Here is a 25,677-nt window from a genome sequence, read left to right as displayed (position 1 = left end):
GTATTTGAAGAACTGAGAAGCCGGGCGCCGCGATCATGCGGCATCCGGCGGACCAGTCGAGATGCCGCAAGACCGGAGACCCGCCCTGTGACCAAGAAAGCCCTGATCACCGGTGTGACCGGACAGGACGGTTCGTATCTTGCCGAGTTTCTTCTGGAGCAGGGTTATGAGGTGCATGGCATCAAGCGCCGCGCATCAAGCTTCAACACCCAGCGGGTCGATCACATCTTTCAGGATCCGCATGAGGAAAAGCCGCGCTTTTTCCTGCATTACGGCGATCTGACCGACAGCTCCAACCTGACCCGCATCATGGCCGAGGTGCGTCCGGACGAGGTTTATAACCTTGGGGCGCAGTCGCATGTCGCCGTCAGCTTCGAGGCGCCCGAATATACCGCCGATGTGGACGGCATCGGCACGCTGCGTCTGCTGGAGGCAATCCGGTTTCTGGGGCTGGAAAAGCACAGCCGGTTCTATCAGGCCTCGACATCCGAACTATACGGGCTGGTGCGCGAAACACCGCAGACCGAGGCCACGCCGTTTCACCCTCGGAGCCCCTATGCGGTGGCCAAGTTATACGCCTATTGGATCACGGTGAATTACCGCGAGGCTTATGGGCTGTTTGCCTGCAACGGTATCCTGTTCAACCATGAAAGCCCGCGCCGGGGCGAGACTTTCGTGACGCGCAAGATCACGCGCGGTATGGCCAATATCGCGCAGGGGCTGGAAGGCTGCCTGTACATGGGTAATCTTGATGCGTTGCGCGACTGGGGCCATGCCCGCGACTATGTGCGGATGCAATGGCTGATGCTGCAATGCGACACGCCCGAGGATTTCGTCATCGCGACCGGAGAGCAGCATTCCGTGCGCCAGTTCCTGATCTGGACCGCCGAGGAGCTGGGCATCACACTGGAGTTCCGCGGCGCGGGTATCGATGAGGTTGCGGTGGTCGCGGGGATCAGCGGCGACAAGGCTCCCGCGTTGAAATCGGGCGATGTGGTGATGCGCGTCGATCCCAAATATTTCCGCCCCGCCGAGGTTGCGACCCTGCTGGGCGACGCCAGCAAGGCGCGCGACAAGCTTGGCTGGGTGCCGGAAACGCCTTTGCGCGACATGATCGCCGAGATGGTCGAGGCGGATCTGCAGACCGCGCGGCGGCACGCGCTGCTGAAGGATCACGGGCTGGACCTGCCGGTATCGGCCGGGGGCCAGTGATGCGGCTGCTGATTACCGGCGCGCATGGCATGGTCGGGCGCAATCTGCGCGCCCATCCGGGGATGTCCGGTTTTGAGCTGCTGGCCCCTGCCCGCGGTGATCTGGACCTGCAGGACGGCGCGGCGGTGCGGGCCTATGTGACGCGCAACCGCCCTGATGCGGTGGTTCATGCGGCGGGCGTCGTGGGCGGCATCCACGCCAATATGGCCGAGCCGGTCCGCTTTCTGGCCGCGAATGCCCAGATCGGGCTGAACGTGGTTCTGGCCTGCCGCGAGGCGGGCGTGGGCACGCTGATCAACCTAAGCTCCAGCTGCGTCTACCCGGCGGCGCTGGGGCGGGATTTGTCCGAAGACCAGATTCTGACCGGCGCGCTGGAGCCTACGAACGAAGGCTATGCTTTGGCCAAGATCATGGCGATGCGCCTGATCGACTATGCGCGGGCCGAGGATGCGTCGCTGAACTGGCGGACGTTGATCCCATGCAATCTTTACGGGCCTTTCGACAAGTTCGATCCGGGCCGCTCGCACCTGCTGCCGGCAATTATTCACAAGCTGCATCAGGCCAAAACCGCGAACGCCCCCACGGTCGATATCTGGGGGGATGGAGAGGCGCGGCGTGAATTCATGTATGCGCCCGATCTGGCGGACGCGATCCTGCGGGCGCTGGACCCGGCGGCGCCCCGGCTGATGAATATCGGGGTCGGACAGGATCATTCGATCAATGATTACTACCGCATCGCCGCACAGGTGATCGGGTGGCAGGGGACGTTCACGCATGACCTGACCAAGCCCGTGGGGATGCGGCAGAAGCTTTTGTCGGTGCGGCGTCAGACGGAATGGGGCTGGGCACCGCTGACCAGCCTGACCGACGGCATTGCCGCGACTTATGCGCATTATCTGGAGATCTTGGCATGACCCGTTTTCCGCTGGCGACCTCAAGCTGGGATGATGCCGAGCAGGCGGCGCTGGCCCGTGTCATCGCCTCGGACCGCTATTCGATGGGACCAGAGGTCGAGGCGTTCGAAGCCGATTTCGCCGCCTTCGCTGGCAGCCGTTACGCCGTGATGGTGAATTCCGGGTCATCTGCCAACCTGATCATGGTTGCGGCCTTGCGCTATACGCAAAACCCCGACCTGCGCCTGATGCCCGGCGATGAGGTGATCGTGCCCGCCGTCAGCTGGTCCACGACCTTTTTCCCGCTGCACCAATATGGGCTGCACCTAAAATTCGTCGATATTGATGCCGATACGCTGAACTATGATCTGGCCGCGCTGGGGGCTGCGATCAACGACCGCACCGGCGCAATCATGGCGGTGAACCTGCTGGGCAATCCCAATGATTTCGACGCCATCCGCGCGCTGATCGGCCCCCGCCGGATCGTGCTGATCGAGGATAACTGCGAATCCATGGGCGCGACCTTTGCCGGGCGTCAGGCCGGGACGTTCGGCGTGATGGGCAGCTATTCGTGTTTTTTCTCGCACCACATCTCGACCATGGAGGGCGGGCTGGTCGTTACCGATGATGAGGAACTTTACCACATCATGCTGGCCTTGCGGGCGCATGGCTGGACGCGCAATCTGCCGCGCGAGAACCGCCTGACCGGCACGAAAAGCGATGATCCGTTTCAGGAAAGTTTCCGCTTCGTGCTGCCGGGCTACAACCTGCGCCCGCTGGAGATGTCGGGCGCACTGGGGCGTGAACAGGTCAAGAAGCTGCCCGCACTGATCGCGGGTCGTCGCGCCAATGGTGCGCGCTGGCAGGACGCGATGGCCCATCACCCGGTCTTTCGCATTCAGGCCCAGACGGGCGAAAGCAGCTGGTTCGGCTTTTCGCTGGTCGTGCGCCCCGAAAGCGGACTGGCGCGGGCCGAGGTGCTGACCCGGCTTGGCGATATGGGTTTTGAAACCCGTCCCATCGTCAGTGGCAACTTTACCAAGAATCCCGTGCTTGGGTTGATGGAACACAGCCTGCACGGCCAGATGACCAATGCCGAGGACATTGACCGACACGGCTTTTTCATCGGCAATCATCACTATGACATTGCCGAGGCGATTGGACTGGTGGCTGCCTTCCGGCTCTAGGGTTCGGGCAAACAGATCAGGTCGGTATCCAGATCGCGGATGATTTCGGCGCTGGTCGAACCGCAGATCAGCCGCGACAGCGTGCCTTGCCCATGCGATCCCATCACCACCAGATCGAAATGGTCCTGTTTCTGCTGGTCCAGGATAGCCTGTGCCGCAGCGCCGTGGCGCATGGCGAAATCCAGATGCGCGGCATCCGTCAGCCGGGCGGAAAAACGGCGGCGCAGGCGATGTTCCAATTCACCCATTGCCAGCATGTCGATGCGCTGCAGATCGACCGAACTTAGCCCGGCGGTGCGCAAGCCCGACGGTGCGGGCAGGTTCGTCGCATGAAGCACCGTCAGGTCCGCACCCTGCCACAGCCCCAATGCCGTGCCGCCTGCGATGACGGCGACGGTGGCCGCGTCCTCCTCGGCGGCCAACATCACACGGTTCCACGGACGGTCCGCATCGCGCCGGATCACGGCCACTGGCTTGCGGATCGCGGACAGAACGCGCTCGGCCGTCGTGCCTGCAAGCGCCTGCGGAAAGCGGCGGGCGCGGGGAATGCCCATGACGACCAGATCGACGCCCAGTTCTTCGGCGACGCGCAGGATCACCTCATCGGGGTCGCCGGGATTTGCGATGCAACGGATGCCCGGCGGCGCGCCTTTGGGCAGTTGGGCACGCAGCAGATCGCAGGCCTCTGGCCGGTCGGGTCCGGCATCGTCGGTAACATGCAGCAGGGTCAGTTCCGCGTCATGCGATGCCAGCGCCAGCTGCACGCCTCGGGCCACCGCCTGAGCGGAGCGTGCCGACAAATCGCTTGCCACCAGATATCTGCGCATATGCCCGCCCTATCCGTCTTGCCCATCCTGCGCCGCATCGCAGCGCAAACCTGCCCATATGGTGAAGTGGACAGTTTTTCCACACAGCCGCATGATTGCTTGGATTCGCATGGCGAGGAACGATGCGGAAGAGGTTATCTGGTCTGTCGTTGCTGTCACTGGCAGCGGCGCTTGTTGTTTTCATGGTTACTCGGCTTTGGCCTGAGCCTGCGCGCCCCCATGTCCCCGTCCCCCCGCTGGAGGTCGTGAAGATGGATGCGGAGGCCGCAGGCATGGCCGCCGAACTGGTCGCGCCCGAGGCCGATCTTGAACCGCTGCCGATGCGCATCAGCGGGCGCACGGCTGCGGGTCCGCGCGACACGCTGTTGCAGGAATGGCCGGCGTTTCACGTCGAGGCGCGATTTACCGGCACGGATGTCTCGGTCCGGTTTCAGGATGTCACGAACCGTTGGCGCATCACGCTGGACGGCGGCGATCATGTCGAGATTTCCCAGCCCGGTGCGCAGGATCTGCGCATTTCCAATCTGACTGCGGGCGAACATCGCATCCGCGTGGAAAAAATCAGCGAGTCCTCGATGCCTGCGGGTTTCGGCGGCATCCTGATCGGCGGGCGTTCATCGGCGCTGCCCAGCCCTGAACCCGCGGCGCGCTTGATCGAATTCATAGGCGATTCGGACACGGTGGGCTTTGCCAATACCTCAAACACCCGCGATTGCAGCGAGGATGAGGTTTTTGCCGCCACCGACACCAGCCGCAGCTTTGGCCCGCAGGTGGCGACAATGCTGGGGGCGGATTACCGCGTCATCGCGCGCTCGGGGATCGGGCTTTTGCGAAATTACGGCGGCGCCTCGCCCGAAACGACGATGCCCAGCCGCTATCCGCTGGCGCTGCCCAGCGATCCGGCTGCCGCCCGAATGCCGCAACCGCCTGCGGATATTGTCGTGACCGGGATCGGATCGAACGATTTCGGCTCGGATTTCGGGCCAGACGAACCCTGGGCCGATCAAGCCGCCCTAAGCGCAGCGTTTGGACCAGCCCTGACCGAGTTCGTTCGTGCGCGGGTCCGCGAAAATCCCGGCGCCCTGCAGGTGCTGCTAGCCTTTGGCGAATATGGTGATCCTTTGGTCACCCCCTATCGCGCCGCCGAGGCCGCGCTGAAAGCCGATGGCACGCGCGTCTTGCTGGTCGTGCTGCCCAAGCTGGAGCGTAAGGCATGCCTGTGGCACCCCTCGGCCAAGGATCACGACATGATCGCGTCCCGGCTGGTCGCCGCAATTGAGGGGGCAGGCGCATGATGTCGCTGCGTCCCCTGACCTATCGGCTGGGCCTGCTGCTGGGCTTGGGCACGGGCGATATTGCCGCCGCCGCGACTGATCGCTGGGAAATCGCCCCGGCGGAAATCCTGCGCGTGCCGCCGGTGATCATCCTGCCCGGACAGGCCGAGCGGATCACCCGCACCGAATTCACCACCCTGCCACTGCTGATCAAGTCGCTTGCCGGCGATCCGGCGGAACCGATCGGCGCAACGATGGGCTATCGCCTGCCAGACGTGGATATTGTCGATGGCGTGCTGTATTCGCGCGGTCTGTCGCTGCATCTGCGGTCGCGGCGGCACAAGCTGAGCTTCCCGTTGATGCAGGAAATCCCCAGCGGCGCATTCTATGAGACATGGGTCGGCAATCGCTGGTTCGGAAACTGGCTGCTGGACGATTGCCTGTCCTATCGCCTGGCCGAGGCAGCGGGTCATCCGCTGACCACCATGCCGCCCCGCGCAGGCCATGTGCCCCGCTACGAAGAACTGCTGAGCCTGTCGCCCGGTCATGTCACGAACCTGCATCTGGACGAAGTGTTCCTGTTCGACGATCACGCCAACAACAGCCATCGCATGGCACGTGCGCAGGATATGCGGAACCGGCTGATCCCGCATCCCACCGGGGCTTTGCGCCCCGGCGTGTTCCTGCTGCGCGGCAAGTCTGGCGATCTGCGCACGCTTGAAAATGAAGCGGCAGTTGCCGAGCGGCTGGAACGCGACTTCGGTTTCCGCGTGATGTTTCCCGAAGATCACAGTGTGGACGAACTGATGGCGGCCTGCTGCGACGCGCATATCGTTGCGGGTGTCGAAGGCAGCCAGTTGAACCACGGGATCGCGGCCATGCCTCCGGGTGGCACTTTGCTGACGATCCAACCACCCGACCGGGCGACGACCGCCATGAAGCTTTTGACCGATCGTTGGCAGCAGCGTTTTGCCATGGTCGTCGGGCACGGCCACGCTGAATCCTTTGCCGTGGATTTCGACGAAATCGCGGCCACCATTGACCTTATCCACAAGGGGGAACCAAAAAACTCGTCCTAAACGTCAGGTTGAGTTTTTCCCTGCGATCGCGGAATCATACGCTACAAGGTATTCCGCCCAAGTTATTGAGTTACTCGCATGAGTCTGTTTGAAGTCGTCAAGGGCGACTATATCCGCCACGGTCGCTCGCTGACCGAAGCCGCCTTTGTTTCGTTGGCGATCTATCGCTATGGCCACTGGGCTTTGGGCATCCGTAATCCTGCGGCACGCTGGCTGGCAAACAAGCTTTACGGCTTTTTCAAGATATTCATCCTGAATGTCACCAAGGTGTGGATTCCGCCTCAGGTCAAACTGGGCGAGGATTTTCACATCATCCATGCCGAAGGGTCGCTTTCGATCCACCCCGAAGCGGTAATTGGCGACCGTTGCGGGGTCATGCACAACGTCACCATCGGCACGAATATGCGTGGGCGCGCACCGATCATCGGGGATGATGTTTTCATCGGCGTGAACTCGACTATTCTCGGGCCAATCAAGATCGGCGACCGGGTGCGGATCGGGGCGAATACTGCGGTTTCGACCAACGTGCCTTCGGACAGCGTGGTGATTGGCTCTCCGGCCAAAATCTATCCCAGCCTGCCGATCTTTGCGGCGAAAAAGCAGGAGAAGGCGGATGTGTAACGATTTTGACCGTGCCATGTGGCACATGCTGGCCGACAACCTTTCCAAGCATGGCAGCAAAATCGCTGCAATCGATGCCAAACGCAGTGTGACCTATGCGGAATTCGTGGCCGAGGCAGGGCGCGTCACCGATTGGCTGCGCGCCCGCGGCATCCGCCCCGGTGACCGCGTGCTGGTGCATCTGCGCAAAAGCATCGACGAAGCGGCGGCGATGTTCGGCGCATGGAAAGCCGGTGCGGTCGTCGTCAACGTCAACAGCCATTGGTCGCCCGCGCAGCTTTCCTATGTCGCCAAGGACAGCCGCGCCCGCGCCGTCATCCTGACGCAGGCATCGCTGAAGACGCTTCAGGGCGATCATGCCCTGTCGCCCGACACCGCATTTCTGGTTCAAGGCAAGGCCGAGGGTCTTGCCCAGGGCGCGGACCTCTGGACGGCGCTTGCCGCCGACAGTGGCTCTGCGCCCGACGAAATCGACCCTTTGGGGCTGGCGATGATCATCTACACCTCGGGTTCGACCGGGGCGCCCAAGGGCGTGATGCTAAGCCATCGCAATATTCGCGCGGGCGCGATTTCCGTCGCGCAGTATCTGGGCCTGACGCAGGATGACAGGCTGCTTTCGGTGCTGCCTTACAGCTTTGACGCAGGGCTTAACCAGCTGACGACGATGATGCTGCTGGGTGGCACGATCGTCCACCAACCACTGACCATGCCCGCCGAAGTGGTGCGCATGGCGCAGGAGCAGGCCGTCACGACCATCGCGGGTGTGCCCCCCCTGTGGAACCAGATCGTGCGGCTGCTGGATGCCAGTCCGACTGATCTGCCTGCGCTGCGCCGCGTGACCAATACCGGCGGCAAGATCCCTCCGAACATCCTTGAGCTGATGCCCAAGGTATTTCCGGGCGTGGACATTTTCCTGATGTATGGCCTGACCGAGGCTTTCCGCTCGACCTATTTGCCGCCTGCGAAATTCGCGGCCAAGATGGGTTCGATCGGCCAGCAGATCCCGAATGCACAGGTCTTTGCGATCAAGCATGGCGAAGGGATCGCCGGTCCCGGCGAACAGGGCGAACTGGTCCATGCCGGGCCGCTGGTCAGCATGGGTTACTGGGAAAAGCCCGAAGTGACGGCGCTGAAGATCCGCTCCTGCCCCGAACTGGCGCATCTCCTGGGGGACGACCCCGTGGTCTATTCCGGTGATCTGGTCCGCGTCGATCAGGACGGCGACCTGTGGTTCGTCAGCCGCATGGACGAGATGATAAAGACGCTGGGTTTCCGGCTGTCCCCCACCGAGGTCGAGGACGGTCTGTCCCAAAGCGGTCTGGTCACCGATGTCGTGGCCTACGGCGTCGATCACCCCGATTTCGGGCAGGCGGTTCACGTTTCCGTGACATATTTGCCCGGTGCCGAACAGGCCGCGCTCGCGGCGCATTGCGCAAGGACCATGCCTCATTATATGCGGCCATTGCGGTTCCATGCATGGCAAGGCGCGATGCCCCGCACGGCAAGCGGCAAGCTGGACCGTCCGGCCATCATACGGACCGCCAAGGAAGACACTGTCCCAAGTGAATGACAAGGTAAGACCCATGAGCCTGAGCCAGCAAGAACTGCTTGCATACCTGCGTGATGAACTGAACATCGAAGAAGAAATCGACGGGCAGACCGAGCTTTTCTCGGGGGGACTGCTTGATTCGGTGTCGATGGTCAGCCTGATTACCTTCATCGAGGAAAAGACCGGCTCGGTCATCCAGCCGGGCGACGTGACGCTTGAGAATTTCGACACGGTGGATCGGATCTCGGGCTATGTTGCAACGCTTGGATAAGACGCTGGATCATCATCTGGCCGAGGCGGCGGCGCGCTATGGCACGCCCGCCTATGTCTATTTTACCGACGAAATCGCGTCGCGACTTGAGGCGCTGCGCACAGCCTTTGGCCGCTGGTTCGCGATCAGCTATGCGGTGAAAAGCAATCCCAGTCCGGCACTGCTGGACTGGATGCGCGACCGTCTGGATTATCTGGACATCTCCTCGGGTGGGGAATTCGCGCTGTCGCAACAGGCAGGCTGGAACCCCGAGCTGATCAGCTTTACCGGTCCGGCCAAGCGCGAATTCGAACTGCGTCCCGCGATTCAGGCGGGCTTGGGCGAACTGGTGCTGGAAAGCCTGCGCGAAGCGCGGCTGGCCGATGCCATCGCGGGTGAACTGGGCCGCGTCCAGCCCGTGCTGATCCGCCTTGCGCCCGATCGTGTGCCCAAAGGCTTTGGCGATCAGATGGCCGGTCGCCCCAGCGCCTTTGGCGTGGATGTCGAGGATGCGGCCGAAATCCTGCCGCAGATTGCCGCCTTGCCGAACCTGCGCATCATCGGGCTGCACATCTATTCCGGCACGCAAAGCCTGAAGCCCGATGCGATCTGCGAAAATTGGCGCATCTTCATGCAGGTGTTCACCGAGACCTGCTCGGCGCTGGACCTGCGCCCGGAAAAGCTGATCTTCGGATCGGGTCTGGGCATCCCCTATCACCCCGGCGAACAGGCGTTGGACCTGTCCCAGATCGCAGCGACCATCGGCCCGGAGCTGGACGATTTCCGCGCCCGCTTCCCCTCGGCCCGTCTGGTGCTGGAACTTGGGCGACATCTGGTCGGTCCGGCGGGCTATTTCCTGACCCGCGTGGTGTCGGTCAAACAATCGCGCGGCAGCCGCATCGCGATCTGCGACGGCGGTCTGAACGACAATCTGGCCGCCTCGGGGAATTTCGGCATGGTGCTGCGGCGCAACTATGTCATGCATCGCGTCGGTGGCGATCAGGACGGCGCATTGCCGGTCGAAAAGCACGACATCTCCGGCCCGCTTTGCACCTCGATCGACAAGCTGGGCGGCGCGGTCGAGCTGCCGCGGCTGGACGAAGGCGATCTGCTGGCAATTCATGCAGCCGGCGCCTACGGCCCGACGGCCAGCCCGCTTTACTTCATCAGCCACCCCCTGCCGTCCGAGATCATGGTGACGGGCGGCCAAATGCAGGACATCACGCGGCTTGGAAATGGCTGACGCTTAAATAGCCGCGTCGATCCCGTTGCAAATGCGATAAAAAACGTGTCATCGACGGGAAGAAGGCATATAATTTTCGACGGCTCGCGGTTGTGTTTTCAGGTCGGCAACGGCTATGATGAGGACACGAAATCCCTGAACCTGCGAAGGATGCCGAATGGTCGAACAGAACCTGTTGTTGCTGCTTGTTCTGACGCCATTCATCTCTGCTGCCCTTGCGGCCACACTTCCAGTCGGCTCACGAAACGCCGAAACTTGGCTTGCCGGGCTGACGATGGCGGTCGCACTCGGAATCCTTGCGGTGCTTTACCCGGCAGTCGCCGAAGGCGGGCGGATCATCGGCGAATTCGAATGGGCCGACAGCATCGGGCTGGACCTGACCTTCCGCATCGACGGCTTTGCATGGCTGTTCATGGTGCTGGTCGCCGGGATCGGGATGTTGGTGATCCTGTATGCCCGCTATTACATGGGGCCGGACGATCCGGTGCCGCGGCTGTATTCCTGTCTGCTGGCCTTTGCCGGATCCATGGCGGGGCTGATCCTGTCGGGCAACATCATCATGCTGGTGGTGTTCTGGGAACTGACCAGCCTCGTGTCATTCCTGCTGATCGGCTATTGGTTTCACCGTCAGGATGCCCGTGACGGCGCGCGCATGGCGCTGGTCGTCACGGCCTCGGGTGGGCTGTGCCTGCTGGTCGCGATGGTGCTGATCGGCCAGATCGTCGGCAGCTATCAGCTTGACGATGTGCTGAAGGCGGGCACCAAGATCACGGCGCATCCGCTTTATCCGGTGGTGCTGATCCTGTTCCTGCTGGGCGCGTTCACCAAATCGGCGCAGTTCCCGTTCCATTTCTGGCTGCCCAATGCCATGGCTGCGCCGACGCCGGTTTCGTCCTATCTGCATTCGGCCACGATGGTGAAAGCCGGGGTTTTCCTGCTGCTGCGCTTTCACCCCGCGCTTGGCGGCACCGATGCGTGGTTCCAGATCGTCACCGGGATCGGCCTGATCACGCTGCTGCTGGGCGCATTCGTCGCGCTGTTCAAGCACGATCTGAAAGGGATGCTGGCTTACTCCACGATCAGCCATCTGGGCCTGATCACGGCACTTGCGGGAATCGGCACGCCGCTGGCGGTCATCGCGGCTGTGTTCCACATCGTGAACCACGCGGTGTTCAAGGCATCGCTGTTCATGGCTGCTGGCATCATCGACCATGAGGCGGGGACGCGCGACATGCGCCGCCTGTCGGGGCTGGCCAAGTTCATGCCCATCACCGCATCGCTTGCGATCATCGCATCGGCGGCAATGGCGGGTGTGCCGCTGCTGAACGGTTTTCTGTCCAAGGAAATGTTCTTTGATGCCGCCTATACGCATCACAACGGCAGCCTGCTGGACAACGCCGCGCCCTATATTGCCGTGCTGGCGGGCGCGTTCAGCGCCGCCTATTCGCTGCGTTTCATCATCACGGTCTTCTTCGGCCCCAAAGCTACCGACCTCCCGCATGAGCCGCATGAGCCGCATCACCTGATGCGCCTGCCGGTCGGGCTGCTGGTCGCCATCTGTCTGGCCGTGGGCATCGCGCCGCAGGTCATGCTTGGACCTTGGCTGGAAAGCGCCGCCATCGCGATCCTTGGGCCAGACCTGCCCTATTACAGCCTCAAGATCTGGCACGGCGTGAACGCCCCCCTGATCATGAGCATAATCGCCATGAGCCTGGGCGTCCTGATCTACCTGCTGCCACGCCGCTGGATCGACGCGGGCGAGGAAGGCCCGGCGCTGATGCGCGCGCTGAACTTCGGCGCGATGTTCGATCCCGCGCTGCATCTGTTCACCAAGCGGCTGCCGCAGGCCGCACTGCGCCTGCTGTCGGCGCATGGCCTGCAGGCGCAGCTGCGGGCGATGGTTCTGATGGGGATGGCGGGCGCCTATTTCGCGCTTGGTCCGCTGGAGTGGAACGTCCCCATGCCCGAGGTGAACAGCCGCGAACTGGTTTTCGCGCTGCTGTGGATCGTGGGCGGGGCCTGCGCCATCGGTGCCGCTTGGCAGGCCAAGTATCACCGCTTTGCCGCGCTGGTCCTGATGGGCGGTGCGGGCATGGTGACCTGCGCGACATTCGTGTGGCTGTCTGCCCCCGACCTTGCCGTGACGCAGTTGCTGGTCGAAATCGCAACGACCACGCTGTTGCTGCTGGGAATGCGCTGGCTGCCGAAACGCGATCAGGAAATTCCGGGGGATGAGAAATTCTCGCCTCGCCTGCGCCGCTTTCGCGATTTGCTGATCGCCGTGTTCTGTGGTGTCGGCATGACCGCCATTTCATTGGCGGTGCTGCTGACCAAGCCCGGCAACTCGGTCGGCGACTGGTTTCTGCGCCATTCCTATGTCGAAGGTGGCGGCACGAATGTTGTCAACGTGATCCTTGTGGATTTCCGCGCATTCGACACATTCGGAGAGATTGCGGTTCTGGCGATCGTGGGCCTGACCGTCTATGCGCTGCTGCGCCGCTTCCGTCCCGCTCCTGAAAGCGTCGAACGCCCCCGTCCCCAGCTTGAGGCCGAGGAGCAGGCGCTGGAATCCTATCTGTTCGTGCCTGCCGTTATCATGCAGTGGATGTTCGCGCCGATCATCGCGCTTGCGGCATATCTGTTCTTCCGCGGCCACGATCTGCCCGGCGGCGGCTTTGCGGCGGGCGTGACCTTCGCGATCGGTCTGCTGTTGCAATATGTCGCAGCCAATGTCCGCTGGGTCGAGGCGCGCCTGACCATCCTGCCCGTGCGCTGGATGGGTGCGGGCATCTGCATCGCTGCGGCGACCGGGGCCGGATCGTGGATCTTCGGGATGCCCTTCCTGACCACGCATTACCAATATCTGGACATTCCGATGATCGGCAAGGTTCCCGCCTCGACCGCGATGCTGTTCGACCTTGGCGTCTTTTCGCTGGTGGTCGGGGCCATCGTCATCATGCTGATCGCGATTGCCCACCAGTCGCTGCGCGTCGCGCCCCGCACGCGCCCCAGCGACGCCGAGGAAAAGGAGTAAACCGATGGAACTGATCCTTGCCATTGCCATCGGCATCCTGACCGGCTCCGGTGTCTGGCTGCTTTTGCGTCCACGATCCTATCAGGTCATCGTGGGCCTTTGCCTGCTGGCCTATGGCGTCAACCTGTTCATCTTTGCGATGGGCCGCCTTTATGTCGGCGCGGCCCCGATTATGCCCAAGGGCGGCTTTGTCGATCCGACCGCCTATGCCGATCCCCTGCCGCAGGCGCTGGTGCTGACGGCCATCGTCATCAGCTTTGCCACCACCGCGCTGTTTCTGGTGGTGATGATTGCGTCGCGCGGGATTACCGGCACCGACCATGTTGACGGAAAGGAGCGCAGCCAATGAGCCCCGATACCGTCCCGAACCACATGCTGATCGCGCCCATCCTGATCCCGATGGTCGCGGGTGCGCTGATGCTGTTCTACAACGACCGCAACCGCCAGACCAAGCTGGTCATGGGGCTGGTCGCGGTCGGCCTGATGTTCCTAAGCTCGACCGAGCTGATGACGGATGCGAAATCGCTGACCGATCAGGGCGAAACGGTCGTCCAGCTTTACCGCCTTGGCGACTGGCCGGTGCCCGTGGGCATCGTGCTGGTGCTGGACAGGCTTTCGGCCATGATGGTCATGCTGACCGCGTTGCTGGCCGCGCCTTCGCTGATCTATGCCGCCGCAGGCTGGCACGGCAAAGGACAGCACTATCACAGCATGTTCCAGTTCCTGCTGGCCGGTGTGAACGGCGCCTTTCTGACCGGCGATCTGTTCAACCTGTTCGTGTTCTTCGAGGTGATGCTGGCGGCATCATACGGGTTGATGCTGCACGGGTCGGGGCCGGACCGGATCAAGGCGGGGTTGCAATATATCGCCGTCAACCTGGCCGCCTCGCTGTTCTTCCTGATCGGCGTGGCGTTGGTCTATGGCACCACCGGTTCGCTGAACATGGCGGACATCGGACGCGAGATCGCGACGCTGGACGACGCGCAACGGCTGCTGTTTCACGCGGCGGCGGCGTTTCTTGGCGTGGCGTTTCTGGTCAAGGCGGCGGCATGGCCGCTATGCTTCTGGCTGCCGCCGACCTATGGCGCGGCATCGCCGCCTGCTGCGGCAATCATGGCGATCATGACCAAGGTCGGGGTCTATGTGATCCTGCGCCTGTCCTTGCTGATCCTTGGCCCCGGCGCGGGCGAATCCGCAGGCTTTGGTGCGCCGGTCCTGATGATTGGCGGCGTGCTGACCATGGGCTTTGGCATGATAGGCATCATGGGCACGCCTGATCTGGCACGTAAAGGCGGCTATCTGGCAATCATCTCCTCGGGGACTGTGCTGACGGCGGTGGGCTTTGCGCAGGCGGGCAGCGGAGCAGAATTGCTGGGCGGCGCGCTTTACTACCTGATCGGCTCGACCGCCGCCGTTTCGGCCTTTTTCCTGATCGCCGAGCCCGTCTCGCGCGATGACGAGGGCGAGGACGACGATGCCCCCGCCGAAGAAGAACCGTCCAAGGGCGATGCGCAGATGTGGGCATGGACACCGATGGGGCTGGATACGGTCGAAGATACCCCCGACCCGGCCAGCGCCCGCACCGTGTCTTGGTTGACCATGGCAATCTGCTTTTCGCTGATCGCGGCGATGTTGGCGGGGCTGCCGCCCATGCCCGGCTTTATCGGCAAGTTCGCCATGCTGCGCGGGGCGTTTCAGGAAAATATCTCGATCGCGGGCCATGTTCCGGCGATGCTTTGGGTGTTTTCGGCCATGCTGATCCTGTGCGGACTTGGGTCGCTGATTGCGCTGATCCGCTTTGGCATCCGGCGGTTCTGGGCAGAACAAGGCCCGTCGCCACGCATCCTTGCGCTAGAGATTGCGCCGGTGCTGATGCTGCTTGGGATGCTGCTGTTGCTGACCATCCGCGCCGATGCGGTGTTGGGCTATACGCGGGCGACAGCGACCGCCCTGCTGGACCCGTCCATCTATCGCGAAACGGTGCTGCATCAGGCGCAGCGTGTCGATGCGGCCCCGGTCCAGAACCTCGCCCCCGATGAAATGCCGGTGGAGGAGCAGCAGTGACGCGCCTGATCCCGCATCCCTTGATGTCCGCCGCGCTGGTCTTTGTCTGGCTGCTGCTGACCCGTTTTTCACTGGGCCATCTGGTGCTGGGCACGGCGATCGCCATTCTGGCGGGCTGGGTCGTGAACCGCCTGCATCCCCCGACCCCGCGCATCCGTCGCTGGGGGGCGATCCCCCGTCTGGCCGCGCTGGTCGTCTGGGACATCCTGAAATCCAATATCGCAGTCGCACGCATCCTGCTGCTTGGGCCGGGGCACCCCAGTTATCATTCGGGTTTCGTCGAACTGGAACTGCGCCTGCGCGACCAGAACGCGCTGGCCCTGCTGGCAATCATCCTGTCGGCCACACCCGGCACCGCCTGGCTGGAATATGAGGCCGAGGACGGCTACCTGCTGCTGCACGTCCTTGACCTGCGCAGCGAGGATGATTGGCAGACCCTGATCCGCGACCGCTACGAAACCCTGCTGATGGAGATATTCGAATGAGCGCGATGATCCTCGAATATGCCCTGACCTATGCCCAGATCGCGATGATCCTTGCGCTTGGCATCGCGTGCTGGCGGATGCTGCGCGGTCCGCGCGCGCAAGACCGGGTGCTTGCCCTCGACACCATGTATGTGCAGGCCATGCTGCTGTTCTTGCTGATCGGCATGGGCAACGGCAACGTCTTTTTCTTCGAGGGCGCGCTGGTCATCGCCGTGCTTGGTTTCGTCACCACGGTCTGCGCCGCAAAATTCCTGATGCGGGGCGAGGTGATCGAATGAGACATCTGGAACAGCTTCCCCCCGTCGCGGCCATCATCATCGCGCTGTTCGTGGTGCTGGGTTCGACCTTGGCGCTGCTGGGCAGCATCGGTCTGTTCCGGCTGAAAAGCTTTTACCAGCGGCTTCATGCCCCCACGATGGCCTATAGCTACGGCACGCTGCTGATCGTCGTGGGTTCGATGGCGATGTTTTCGTTGATCGAGAAACGCCCGGTCCTGCATGAACTGGTCATCGGGATCTTCATGCTGATCACCCCACCCGTGACGCTGCTGATGCTGGGACGCGCCGCGCTTCGCCGCGACCGCGACACCAAGCTGGGGCATGACGAACTTGTCCCGCCACGCATCCCGCCCGGCGAACGCGGCAAGAAAGGCCCCCGCGACGTATCCGGCTATGGCGAGGGGATGCTGGACAAAAGCGTGCTGCCCCATACCAAGGCCGAAACGCGGGAATTACGCGACCCTGACGACCTGCACGATCCGACAGACTGAAAAGACCTATGCGCGCGAGGCTGCAAGCACCGCGCGCAGATCGTCCAGCGCCACTGCATCGGTCACGAAGGACTGCCCGATGCCACGCGCCAGAATAAAGCGCAGCTTGCCGTCCTGCACCTTTTTGTCCTGACCCATCAGCGCAATCAGCGCCTCGTCATCGGGCAGATCGCCGGGGATGTCGGCGATGCGCGACGGCATCTGCATCGCGGCGAAATGGGCGGCTACGCGGGACGGCGCTTCCTGACTGCACAGGCCCATCCGGGCCGACAGCTCGAATGCCAGCGTGCAGCCGATCGCGACGCCTTCGCCATGCAGCAGCCGCGCGGAATATCCGGTGGCCGATTCCAGCGCATGACCAAAGGTATGGCCAAGGTTCAACAGCGCCCGTTCGCCTTGTTCGGTTTCGTCGCGCTGGACGATACCCGCTTTCATCGCGACGGAATGGCGCACGGCGCGTTGCAGCGCCTGCGGATCGTGGGCCAGCGTCGGGCCCGCCGTTTCCAGCCACTCGAAAAACCTTTCGTCGCCCAGCAGACCGTATTTCGCGACCTCGCCATAGCCCGCGCGGAAATCGCGCGGTTGCAGCGTGCCCAGAACGTCGATGTCGGCCAGAACCAGTGCGGGCTGATGGAACGCGCCGATCAGGTTCTTGCCTTGCGGGCTGTTGATGCCCGTCTTGCCGCCGACCGAGCTGTCAACCTGTGACAGAAGCGTGGTCGGGATTTGCACGAAACGCACGCCGCGCCGCAGGATCGCCGCCGCAAAACCCGCCAGATCACCGATCACTCCGCCACCAAGGGCGATGACCAGATCCTTGCGTTCGATCTTTTGTGCGATCAGCCATTCCACGGCCTGACCCAGACGATCCCAGGATTTCGTCGCCTCTCCGGCAGGCAATGCCAGCGCCTGCGCCTCGATCCCCTGGGCAGCCAGGGCGGCCTGCAGGCGTGGCAGATGCAGCGCCGCGACCGTTTCATCGGTCAGGATCGCCGCACGGCGCTTGCCAGCCAGTGCCACGATCTCGGCCCCGGCGTGGTCGATCAGCCCCTGACCGATGCGCACGTCATAGGAACGGGCACCCAAATCGACATGCACGGTCTCGGTCGTGGTCATTTCGTCTCCAGTATCTGGGGGTGGTGGGCGTTGATCGCGTCGATGACCCGGTTAGTCGTATCGTCGATGCTGTCGCTGCGCCCGGCGGTGACGCGCAGATCGGCCAGGGCATAGATCGGACTGCGTTCTGCCAACATGCGTTCAAGCGTGCCGCGCGGATCGGCCGTCTGCAAAAGCGGTCGCGTCGGACGTGAACGCACCCGGTGCCACAAGGTATCCGCATCGCAGTCCAGCCAGATCGAGACGCCTGCATCACTGATGCGCTGGCGGTTCGGCTCTCGCGTCCACGCGCCCCCCCCGGTCGAGACGATACCCTCGCCCGCAGCCAGCACACGCGACAGCACCTCTGATTCGCGGGCGCGAAAGAATTCCTCGCCGTCACGGGCGAAAATCTCGGGGATGGTCATGGCGGCAGCGCGTTCGATTTCGGCATCGGTATCCCAGAACGGACGACCCAGACGCCGCGCAAGCTCGGCCCCGATCGCGGTCTTGCCCGCCCCCATCATCCCGATCAGCACGATATTTCGCCGCATCAGCCCCCCGTCAGCCACGCCATCAGTCCCCTGCCTGGCCGCCCGAAACACGACCAGCAACTTGGTGGCACTGAATGGCGTGATCTTTCGGGAAATGCCATATATATTTCGCGCGAGCCGGCGTAAGACCGGCCATTACGAACGCATTTGAGGCGGAAAGGGACAGTTTATGAGGCTTTTGCGGGTGGTTCTGGTGCTGGTGATTCTGGGCCTGATTGGCCTGACCGGCTATGCCTATTTCGGCGACATGACGGCCGACCCGCGCGAAACACGGGTGCCGGTCGAGCTTGACCTTGGTGCGCCTACGCCCGCGCCTGCCTTGCCGGTCGAACCGGCCCCTGCCGCACCCGCCGATCCGGCACCATCACAGCAATCCGGTCCCTCGACCACGAGTCAAGATGTCCTCGACTAATGTCAGACAAAAGATCGGCCTTGGGCTGATGACGACTGCGGCCTGTCTTGCATGGGCCGCCGGGCCGGGTTTTGCCCGACCACCGCTGTCGGCAAGCGATTGGCTTTCGGGTAGCATCCAGCAGCCGGGAACCGTCTCGGCGTGGCGACCCGGAGAGCCGCGCCCCAAGGAATTGCAGCGCAAATCGCGCCAGCAGATCGCACCCAGCGGTGCGGTCGAACCCGTGGGCGTCACGCGGCTGGGTCAGGGCAATCCCGACAGCAAGGGCACGGTTTCGCCGCGCACTGCTGGCCTGCCGGATACGCTTTGGGGCGACAGTGACGGCATGGTGCTGGCGCAGCAGGTGCTTGCCTCGAACCCGCGCCTGCCGATGTTGCGGCGGCTGGAACGGCGGCTGTTGGCCGCCCAGCTTCAGCCCCCCAAGGCCGCGCCGGGCACCGAAGGCGCGCTGTTTCTGGCCCGCGTGGACAAGCTTTTGGACATGGGTGCCACCGGCGCCGCCAAGGAACTGTTGCTGACCGCCGGCCCCGCAGATCCCCAACGCTTCCGCAGGTTGTTCGACATCGCCCTGCTGTCCGGCGACGAGGCCGAGGCCTGCGCGATCATGGACCGGACGCCCGGCGTCGCGCCCAGTTTCCCCGCGCGGATTTTCTGCCTCGCGATGGGCGGCGACTGGGCCGCGGCAGCGCTGGTGTTCCACGGCGCCGACGGTTTGGGGCAGATTGATCCGCAAATGGCGACCTTGCTGGCGCATTATCTGGATGACGGTTTTTCGGATTCCTCTGAAATGCTGCCACCGCCCAGCGTCGTGACGCCGCTGGACCTGCGCCTGCACGAAGCCATCGGGCAACCGCTGCCGTCCTCGAACCTGCCGCTGGCCTTTGCCTTGGCCGATCTGGACCAGAATGGCGGCTGGAAGGCGCGATTGGATGCGGCGGAACGGCTGGCCCGTGCCGGAGCGATCCCGTCCTCCCGCCTGCGCGAAATCTACGTCGAACAAAAGCCCGCCGCCTCGGGCGGGGTGTGGGACCGGGCCGCCGCTATCCAGACGCTGGTAAACGCCCTGTCCACGCGCGACCGCGCTGGGATCGAGGCTGCGTTGCCCCCCGCCTTTGATCTGATGGTCGCCGCTGGGCTTGGTCCCGCGCTGGCGGATATGGTCGGGGCCGAGATCGGCGCGATGTCCCTGCCGGGGCGTGCCGGGCAGATCGGTCTATGGCTGGCGCTGCAATCGGGGCAATGGCAGGTGGTGTCCGAACCTTCGGCGGATGCGCAGCCCTTTGACTTGTGGTTGCTGGATTTCGCCAGCGGTCTGGCCGACGCCCGCCCACCCTCGGGCAATGGCGCCGATCGGGCCAGCGTTCTGCTGCAGGCCTTTCGCGCCGATACACCCCTTGCCGAGCGGCCTGCCCAGCAGATCACGGGCAATCGTCGCGGAGAGGCGTTGCTTGACGCCATCGCGGATACGGATGCGGGTCTGGACGGCGATCTGGCCCGCGCAGCCCAGGGTTTGCGCACGCTGCGCGCGCTGGATCAGGGCGAAGTTGCCCGTCAGGCTGCGGTTGAACTGATCCTTGCGCCCATGGTGACTGCCGGACCCGGCGGCCTGATGGCGGAGCCCTGACGCCATGCCCCGCGGTTCTGGAAGCGCGGCAGATCCCGGCGACCGTCGCCGGATTTCGGCATTTCTGGATGCGCAGGCCGCCGAGGCGGGCGCGGCCCGCAATACGCTGCTGGCCTATGGCCGCGATCTGGCCGATTTCTCGGCCTGGCTGGTGGGGCATGACAGCGATCTTTTGCAGGTCAGCCGCGATCAGATCGAAGATTATCTGGTCTATTGCGATGCACAGGGGCTGTCGCGGGCCACGCGTGCCCGCCGTCTTTCCGCGATCCGTCAGCTGACGCGCTTTGCGCTTGAGGAAGGCTGGCGCGAAGACGATCCCGCCGGTCGCATCGCCGGACCGGGCCGGGCCAAACGCTTGCCCCGCACGCTGGACCGCACCGAAGTGCAGGCGCTGCTGGACGCCCTGCCCCAGCTTGGCCGCAATGCGACCGAGCGGGCACGGAATTTGGCACTGTTCGAGATGATCTATGCCACGGGTATGCGCGTCAGCGAATTGGTGACGCTGCCGGTCAACGGTTGCCGCGGCAATCCGCAATTGCTGCTGATCAAGGGCAAGGGCGGCAAAGAGCGCATGGTGCCGCTGAACGGCCCGGCGCGCGATGCGCTGCGCGATTGGATCACGCTGCGGGACAAGGCGCCTGCGGTATCCCCCTTGGGCAAGCTGGTCGCAGGAAAGGGCGGGCGCTGGCTGTTTCCCGCCCCCAGCGCCGAAGGCCATATGACGCGGCAGGCGATGAACGGGCTGTTGAACCAGTTGGCACTGGCGGCGGGGATTGATCCGGCCCGCGTTTCGCCCCATGTCATCCGCCACGCATTCGCCACCCATCTGCTTGAAGGCGGCGCGGATCTGCGCGCCATCCAAAGCCTGCTGGGTCATGCCGATCTGGGCACGACCGAGATTTACACCCATGTCATCGACGCCCGGATGCGTGATCTGGTGCTGAACCACCATCCGCTGGCAACCCGTCACGAGGATGAGGACGACGAATGACCGGCCGTTTTGCAGGCCCGCTTGATCGACTGCTGGCGCGTCTGGGTTTGCGCGCGCCCCCGCCCATTGCGACGGTCGAACAGCGGCTGGCCGATGTGCTGGCAACCGAGACGCCTGCCGATCCCTCGCACAAGGATCAGCGCGATCGGTTTCTTGGAATGCTGGATCTGGGCGAACGCGCCGTCGAAGAGGTGATGCTGCACCGCTCGGCCATAGAAATGATCGACAGCAGCCTGCCCGCGCGAAATGTGCTGGACCGGGTGCTGGCCAGCCATCACACCCGTCTGCCCGTGTTCTCCGGCGAACGAGAGAATGTCGTGGGCGTCATCCATGCCAAGGACCTGCTGCGTGCGGTCAGCCGGGCCGTGCGCGACAACGGCGCGGATGCGCTGGCAGATTTCGACCTGCTCAGCGTGGCGATGCCGCCCTATTTCGTGCCCGACACCACGCCGCTGGACGAGCAATTGCGCGAATTTCTGAAACGCCGCACGCATTTCGCGCTGGTTGTTGACGAATATGGCAGCCTGCGCGGGCTTGTGACGCTGGAAGACATTCTTGAGGAGATCGTGGGCGAAATCGTCGACGAACACGATGCCGAGGCGATGCAGACCCTGACGCCAAACGCTGCGGGCGATTATCTGATAGACGGCGCAATGACGATCCGCGACCTGAACCGCGCGCTGGACTGGAAACTTCCCGACGACGAGGCGAATACCATCGCCGGGCTGGTCATTCACATGGCCCAGTCGATTCCCGCGCCGGGACAGGCATTTTCCATTGGCGGCTTTCGTATCGAGGTAGTGGCCCGACGCGAAAACCGTCTGACGCGGCTGCGCATCAGGCCGCTTCAACCCTAATGATCGGCCATGCTGGCCGCGCGTTTTGCATCATCGGTCGAGCCGCCCGAACCGTTGAAGAATGCGTTCAGCACGACTGCCGCGATGGTCGCCAGCAGGATGCCTGATTCCACCAACGGGTGGATCGAATGCGGCATCCATTGTTTGAAATCGGGCGCGATCAGCGGGATCATCCCGAAGCCCAGCGACACCGCCACCACGAACAGGTTGTTGCGATTGCCCGCGAAATCCACCGTGGACAGGATGCGGATGCCGGTCGCCGCGACCATGCCGAACATGACCAGACCCGCACCGCCCAGCACGGCGGTCGGCAGCGCCTCGACCGCGGCGCCCATCTTGGGGACGAGCCCGAACAGGATCAGGATCGCCCCGCCCACCACGCAGATATAGCGCGAGCGGATGCCCGTCACACCGACAAGCCCGACATTCTGGCTGAACGAGGTATAGGGAAAGGTGTTGAAGATACCTCCGATCAGCGTGCCCAGACCGTCGGTGCGCAACCCGGCGGTCAGGCGCCTTGGTGTGATCTCGCGGCCCGTCATGTCGCCCAAGGCCAGAAACATGCCGGTCGATTCGATCATTACGACGATCATCACCAGCACCATGGTCAGGATCAGCACAGGATCAAAGATCGGCATTCCGAAATGAAACGGCGTCACAAGTCCGAACCACGACGCCTCGGCCACCTTCTCAAAGGTCATCTGACCCAGCAGGATGGTCAGCACAGCGCCGACCAGCATTCCCAAAAGCACGGCGATATTGGCGACGAACCCTTTGCCGAAACGGGCGATCAGCAGAATCGCCAACAGAACCACGCCTGAAATGACGATATTGACCGGCCGGGCATAAAGCGGGTTCTGCACGCTAGGCGCAACGTTGAACCCTTCGGGCAATGCGGGAACGGCACCGCTGCCCGCCATGTCCTTAAGCTGGTTCAGCCAACCCGCCGCGACCGGATCGATGATCTTGGGCGCTGTCGGCCCGACCGGGTTTCCGAAAATCCAGTTGATCCCGACGCGCATCAGACTGACGCCGATGACCAGAATGATCGTGCCTGTCACCAGCGGCGGAAAGAATTTCAGCATCCGCCCGATAAACGGCGCAATCAGCATCGCGATGATCCCCGCGCCGATGATCGCCCCAAAGATCATGCGTGCACCATCCGGGCCGGGATAGGCATTGGCCATCGCCACCATCGGCCCGACCGAGGCGAATGTCACACCCATCATCACCGGAAGCTGTATGCCGAAATACCGCGTCACGCCCAGCGACTGGATGATCGTCGCGATCCCGCAGCAGAATAGGTCGGCCGAGATCAGAAAGGCCACGTCCTGAGGCGCAAGTTTCAGCGCCCGCCCGACGATCAGCGGCACCGCGACCGCGCCCGCATACATCACCAGAACATGCTGCAGACCCAATGTCGTCATTCGCAGGGGTGGCAGCACCTCATCGACCGGATCCACCGCTGCCTTCAGTGCCTGTTCTGCCATGCCCGCCCCCTTGATACGCTTTGCGATCAACTGGGATTCAGCTTCCGGCGAATGCAACGTTTTTGCAACGCTGTCGAAGGGCCGGTGATGTCAGGCCCGTTTTTCGGGCAACGCCTGCATATCCCGCTCGATGCGTTTCAGGCGGCCACGGAACTTTCGCGCAAGCTCAAGCTCAGGCCAAAGCTCGGCTGCCTGCGTCTGCAGATGCTTCGCAGCCTTGCGGTCGCCCGTCTCGATCAGGCGAACCGCTGCTGAAAGTTTAAGCAGGACATTATCCGGGGCAAGATCACGCGCCGAGTCAAGCCAACGCATCCCGGCCTTGGCATTGCCCGCCGCAAAACAGGCATCTGCAAGGCGCTTATGGGTCAGCACATCATCGGGCTGCGCGCTGTCCAGCCAATGCAGCACCGTGAAGGAGCGCTTAAGCCGGCCATGCAGGCGCAGTTGCGTGGCGCAGAAACCCAGCCGCAGCAGGCCCAGCGGATCGGGCCTTTCCGGTGGCTCGCCTTTTTGCAGCGCAGCTTCGACCTGTATCAGCAGGTCACGGGCGAAGCTGATCTTGCGCGGCAGTTCCTGTGTCAGGATTTCACGTCGCGCGGCGGGATCACCGACCAGTTCAAGCCAGTCGCTGCGCAGCGTCCATAGCGGAAGCACGCTACCCTGATCCTCGTCCCCCTCGGTCTGGGCCAGCACATCCAGCCCTGCGCGGGCCAGATCGGGCACAAGCGCCGGATCAAACAGCAGCGCCTGCGCTGCCGCACCCGGCTGCGACATCAGCCGATGCGCCAGTGACGGCACGATCACCCCCTGCGCCGTTCGTCCGGTAAAGCACATCGTCAGGAATTGCGCATGCAGATCAGCTGTTTCGGTCGATGCTTCCGGTGCATCGGGTGCAACATCCTCGCCCAGCACGATCAGCACCTGACGGCATTGTGGCTTGTCGCGATTGCGCATCAGCTGCGATTTCAGCCCTTGTCGCGCCAGTTTTCGGGCGCGGGCCTTTTGTCCGACGGCCAGGGCCGCCACCGCCAGTTCGCGAAACAGGAACGGGAACCGCTCCAGCAGATCGCGGCGATCGGCCAGTGCCTCGACCGGCTCGGCCCCGCGTCCGGCGGCAACTGCATAGGGCGCGGCATAAGTGACCGATTGCGCCAGATCGCCCGGCGCGAAGAAACTGTCGGGTGCTTCGACGACGCGGCGCAGCAGCGCGTCATTGGCGGCGACCTTGGCATCCGGCGGCAATGCGACCGGTAACGGCACGATCCTTGCACCGCCGATGACCGATGCGGCTTGTGAAAACGCGCTTTGGCTGGGCGCCCCCACTTCGAAGCATTCGCCCATCAGCAGCAGTTCCAACAGATCGCGCTGCGCGACCGAAAGCGCCGGATCGTCGAAAAGCCCCGCGACCGGCACGATGCGCGGATTGCCCTGCGCCAGATGCGCAATCGCGGCAGGCGTATCCGAGAATGCGACGACAGGCCCATCGGTCTGTTCGGCAAAGGCACGGAAAAATTCATCCGGCACATATTTGCTGGGCCAGCAGGAATAGCTCCACGGATCGCCGTCCAGAATATCGCCGCGCCGGACGTGGATGGCGATGGGCTGGCCACCGCCCGCCATGGCTACGCGGGCACGGGCATGGGCCAGCGCATCGCGGATGGCGGGCGCAAGCTCCAGCCCGGCGGCGATGCGGCGCACCTGCTGGGCGGCGGCCTCAGGTGTCTCATCGGTAAAGCGCGTCAGGTCCGACATCGAGTCGCACAGAAAACCCTGACCCGATGCCAAACGCTCGGCGAAACGGGTAGAGTTCATGCCGGGCGCGGTGTCGCGCAGCACCTCGCGTCCGCTGCGGTCGGGGAGGCTATCCACCAGATCGATATGGCTGGCGATGACCGCATCCGACAGGAAATCGCGCGGATCCGTCAGTTCGGGATATGGGCCGTCCGGTTGCGAAAGCCACAGGTAACGCCCGGAAGTGCCGAACCTTTCGCAAAGCCGCATCATGTCCAGAAGGCAGATCAACCTTGCCCCGATGCGGTCCTGCCGAAAGCCCAGAAGCGGGTGATCCTGTGTCATATTGGCCCCTGCCTGCGTTCCGCCAGACGAAGGTCGCGGGTTGCAACCTTGCCCTTGCCTGCATATCAGGAAGTGCCGCATCCTCCAGCAC

At 63.4% G+C, this 25,677-nt stretch carries 24 protein-coding genes; 19 read left to right on the top strand and 5 right to left on the bottom strand.

Translation table 11 applies throughout. The features are described from left to right. The first annotated feature begins 87 nt into the window (after nt 1-87). From gmd to FN835_RS04190, 3 genes are read left to right on the top strand one after another with little or no spacing between them, the layout of a single operon-like run. A complete protein-coding gene (gene gmd, locus FN835_RS04200) occupies nt 88-1,212 on the top strand; it encodes a GDP-mannose 4,6-dehydratase (protein WP_142661959.1) in 1,125 nt (374 codons plus the stop codon). Beyond that, entirely contained in the window at nt 1,212-2,126 is a 915-nt protein-coding gene (locus FN835_RS04195) for a GDP-L-fucose synthase family protein (RefSeq protein WP_185958583.1), read from the top strand. The genes gmd and FN835_RS04195 overlap by 1 nt, the downstream gene beginning before the upstream one ends. Then, nucleotides 2,123-3,292, top strand: a complete 1,170-nt coding sequence (locus FN835_RS04190) for a DegT/DnrJ/EryC1/StrS family aminotransferase (RefSeq protein WP_142661957.1) — start codon at nt 2,123-2,125, stop codon at nt 3,290-3,292. Before FN835_RS04195 ends, FN835_RS04190 begins: the two co-directional genes overlap by 4 nt. Here FN835_RS04190 and FN835_RS04185 read toward each other — a convergent pair. Continuing rightward, entirely contained in the window at nt 3,289-4,119 is an 831-nt protein-coding gene (locus FN835_RS04185; protein WP_142661956.1) for a universal stress protein, read from the bottom strand. The two genes, FN835_RS04190 and FN835_RS04185, sit on opposite strands and share 4 nt — an antisense overlap. A gap of 251 nt (nt 4,120-4,370) precedes the next feature. On the opposite strand from FN835_RS04185, the gene FN835_RS04180 reads away from it, so the two are divergent. The 12 genes from FN835_RS04180 (at nt 4,371) to mnhG (ending at nt 16,487) form a co-directional block, all read left to right on the top strand. Next, nucleotides 4,371-5,414 carry an SGNH/GDSL hydrolase family protein gene (locus FN835_RS04180; RefSeq protein WP_246098656.1) on the top strand — a complete coding sequence of 348 codons (1,044 nt, stop codon included), beginning with the start codon at nt 4,371-4,373 and terminating at the stop codon, nt 5,412-5,414. Next, nucleotides 5,411-6,472: a glycosyltransferase 61 family protein gene (locus tag FN835_RS04175; protein ID WP_142661954.1), complete on the top strand. Its 1,062-nt coding sequence runs from the start codon at nt 5,411-5,413 to the stop codon at nt 6,470-6,472. Before FN835_RS04180 ends, FN835_RS04175 begins: the two co-directional genes overlap by 4 nt. 78 nt (nt 6,473-6,550) lie before the next feature. Next, nucleotides 6,551-7,093: a serine O-acetyltransferase gene (locus FN835_RS04170; RefSeq protein WP_142661953.1), complete on the top strand. Its 543-nt coding sequence runs from the start codon at nt 6,551-6,553 to the stop codon at nt 7,091-7,093. After that, a complete protein-coding gene (locus tag FN835_RS04165; protein WP_142661952.1) occupies nt 7,086-8,663 on the top strand; it encodes an AMP-binding protein in 1,578 nt (525 codons plus the stop codon). The genes FN835_RS04170 and FN835_RS04165 overlap by 8 nt, the downstream gene beginning before the upstream one ends. A gap of 13 nt (nt 8,664-8,676) precedes the next feature. Next, a complete protein-coding gene (locus FN835_RS04160; RefSeq protein ID WP_142661951.1) occupies nt 8,677-8,913 on the top strand; it encodes an acyl carrier protein in 237 nt (78 codons plus the stop codon). Further along, nucleotides 8,894-10,135: a type III PLP-dependent enzyme gene (locus FN835_RS04155; RefSeq protein WP_142661950.1), complete on the top strand. Its 1,242-nt coding sequence runs from the start codon at nt 8,894-8,896 to the stop codon at nt 10,133-10,135. Before FN835_RS04160 ends, FN835_RS04155 begins: the two co-directional genes overlap by 20 nt. 157 nt (nt 10,136-10,292) lie before the next feature. Beyond that, nucleotides 10,293-13,169, top strand: coding sequence for a monovalent cation/H+ antiporter subunit A (locus FN835_RS04150; RefSeq protein ID WP_142661949.1), 2,877 nt, complete (start codon nt 10,293-10,295; stop codon nt 13,167-13,169). 4 nt (nt 13,170-13,173) lie between these two features. Then, on the top strand, nt 13,174-13,518 hold the full coding sequence (locus tag FN835_RS04145) for a Na+/H+ antiporter subunit C (protein WP_142661948.1): 345 nt from the start codon (nt 13,174-13,176) through the stop codon (nt 13,516-13,518). Continuing rightward, nucleotides 13,515-15,233, top strand: a complete 1,719-nt coding sequence (locus tag FN835_RS04140) for a monovalent cation/H+ antiporter subunit D (RefSeq protein ID WP_142661947.1) — start codon at nt 13,515-13,517, stop codon at nt 15,231-15,233. Before FN835_RS04145 ends, FN835_RS04140 begins: the two co-directional genes overlap by 4 nt. Further along, entirely contained in the window at nt 15,230-15,718 is a 489-nt protein-coding gene (locus tag FN835_RS04135; RefSeq protein ID WP_142661946.1) for a Na+/H+ antiporter subunit E, read from the top strand. Before FN835_RS04140 ends, FN835_RS04135 begins: the two co-directional genes overlap by 4 nt. Further along, complete coding sequence (locus FN835_RS04130; RefSeq protein WP_142661945.1) at nt 15,715-15,996, top strand: K+/H+ antiporter subunit F; 282 nt, start codon at nt 15,715-15,717, stop codon at nt 15,994-15,996. Before FN835_RS04135 ends, FN835_RS04130 begins: the two co-directional genes overlap by 4 nt. Further along, a complete protein-coding gene (gene mnhG / locus FN835_RS04125; protein ID WP_142661944.1) occupies nt 15,993-16,487 on the top strand; it encodes a monovalent cation/H(+) antiporter subunit G in 495 nt (164 codons plus the stop codon). Before FN835_RS04130 ends, mnhG begins: the two co-directional genes overlap by 4 nt. 6 nt (nt 16,488-16,493) lie before the next feature. Here the strand turns inward: mnhG and aroB are convergent, their stop codons facing one another. Together aroB and FN835_RS04115 are read right to left on the bottom strand one after the other, a co-directional pair. Next, nucleotides 16,494-17,603: a 3-dehydroquinate synthase gene (aroB, locus tag FN835_RS04120; RefSeq protein ID WP_142661943.1), complete on the bottom strand. Its 1,110-nt coding sequence runs from the start codon at nt 17,601-17,603 to the stop codon at nt 16,494-16,496. Then, nucleotides 17,600-18,136 carry a shikimate kinase gene (locus tag FN835_RS04115; protein WP_142661942.1) on the bottom strand — a complete coding sequence of 179 codons (537 nt, stop codon included), beginning with the start codon at nt 18,134-18,136 and terminating at the stop codon, nt 17,600-17,602. Before FN835_RS04115 ends, aroB begins: the two co-directional genes overlap by 4 nt. Nucleotides 18,137-18,305: 169 nt before the next feature. Here FN835_RS04115 and FN835_RS04110 point away from each other — a divergent pair, with 169 nt between their 5' ends. Genes FN835_RS04110 through FN835_RS04095 form a run of 4 tightly spaced genes read left to right on the top strand, consistent with a single transcriptional unit; the run spans nt 18,306 to nt 22,020 of the window. Next, a complete protein-coding gene (locus FN835_RS04110) occupies nt 18,306-18,548 on the top strand; it encodes a hypothetical protein (RefSeq protein WP_142661941.1) in 243 nt (80 codons plus the stop codon). Then, a complete protein-coding gene (locus FN835_RS04105; protein WP_142661940.1) occupies nt 18,535-20,172 on the top strand; it encodes a hypothetical protein in 1,638 nt (545 codons plus the stop codon). The genes FN835_RS04110 and FN835_RS04105 overlap by 14 nt, the downstream gene beginning before the upstream one ends. Nucleotides 20,173-20,176: 4 nt before the next feature. Continuing rightward, a complete protein-coding gene (locus FN835_RS04100) occupies nt 20,177-21,163 on the top strand; it encodes a tyrosine recombinase (RefSeq protein ID WP_142661939.1) in 987 nt (328 codons plus the stop codon). After that, nucleotides 21,160-22,020 (top strand): transporter associated domain-containing protein, encoded by an 861-nt coding sequence (locus FN835_RS04095; protein WP_142661938.1) that lies wholly within the window; start codon nt 21,160-21,162, stop codon nt 22,018-22,020. The genes FN835_RS04100 and FN835_RS04095 overlap by 4 nt, the downstream gene beginning before the upstream one ends. Here FN835_RS04095 and FN835_RS04090 read toward each other — a convergent pair. Next, nucleotides 22,017-23,510: a nucleobase:cation symporter-2 family protein gene (locus tag FN835_RS04090; RefSeq protein ID WP_142661937.1), complete on the bottom strand. Its 1,494-nt coding sequence runs from the start codon at nt 23,508-23,510 to the stop codon at nt 22,017-22,019. The genes FN835_RS04095 and FN835_RS04090 overlap by 4 nt on opposite strands. 90 nt (nt 23,511-23,600) lie before the next feature. Further along, entirely contained in the window at nt 23,601-25,586 is a 1,986-nt protein-coding gene (locus FN835_RS04085; protein ID WP_142661936.1) for a hypothetical protein, read from the bottom strand. Nucleotides 25,587-25,677 lie beyond the last annotated feature (91 nt).

The sequence above is a fragment of the Paracoccus laeviglucosivorans genome, from assembly GCF_900182695.1.
Taxonomy (GTDB): domain Bacteria; phylum Pseudomonadota; class Alphaproteobacteria; order Rhodobacterales; family Rhodobacteraceae; genus Paracoccus; species Paracoccus laeviglucosivorans.
The sequence above is the reverse complement of the archived record's forward strand: the minus strand, read 5'-3'. Positions and strand labels throughout refer to the sequence as shown.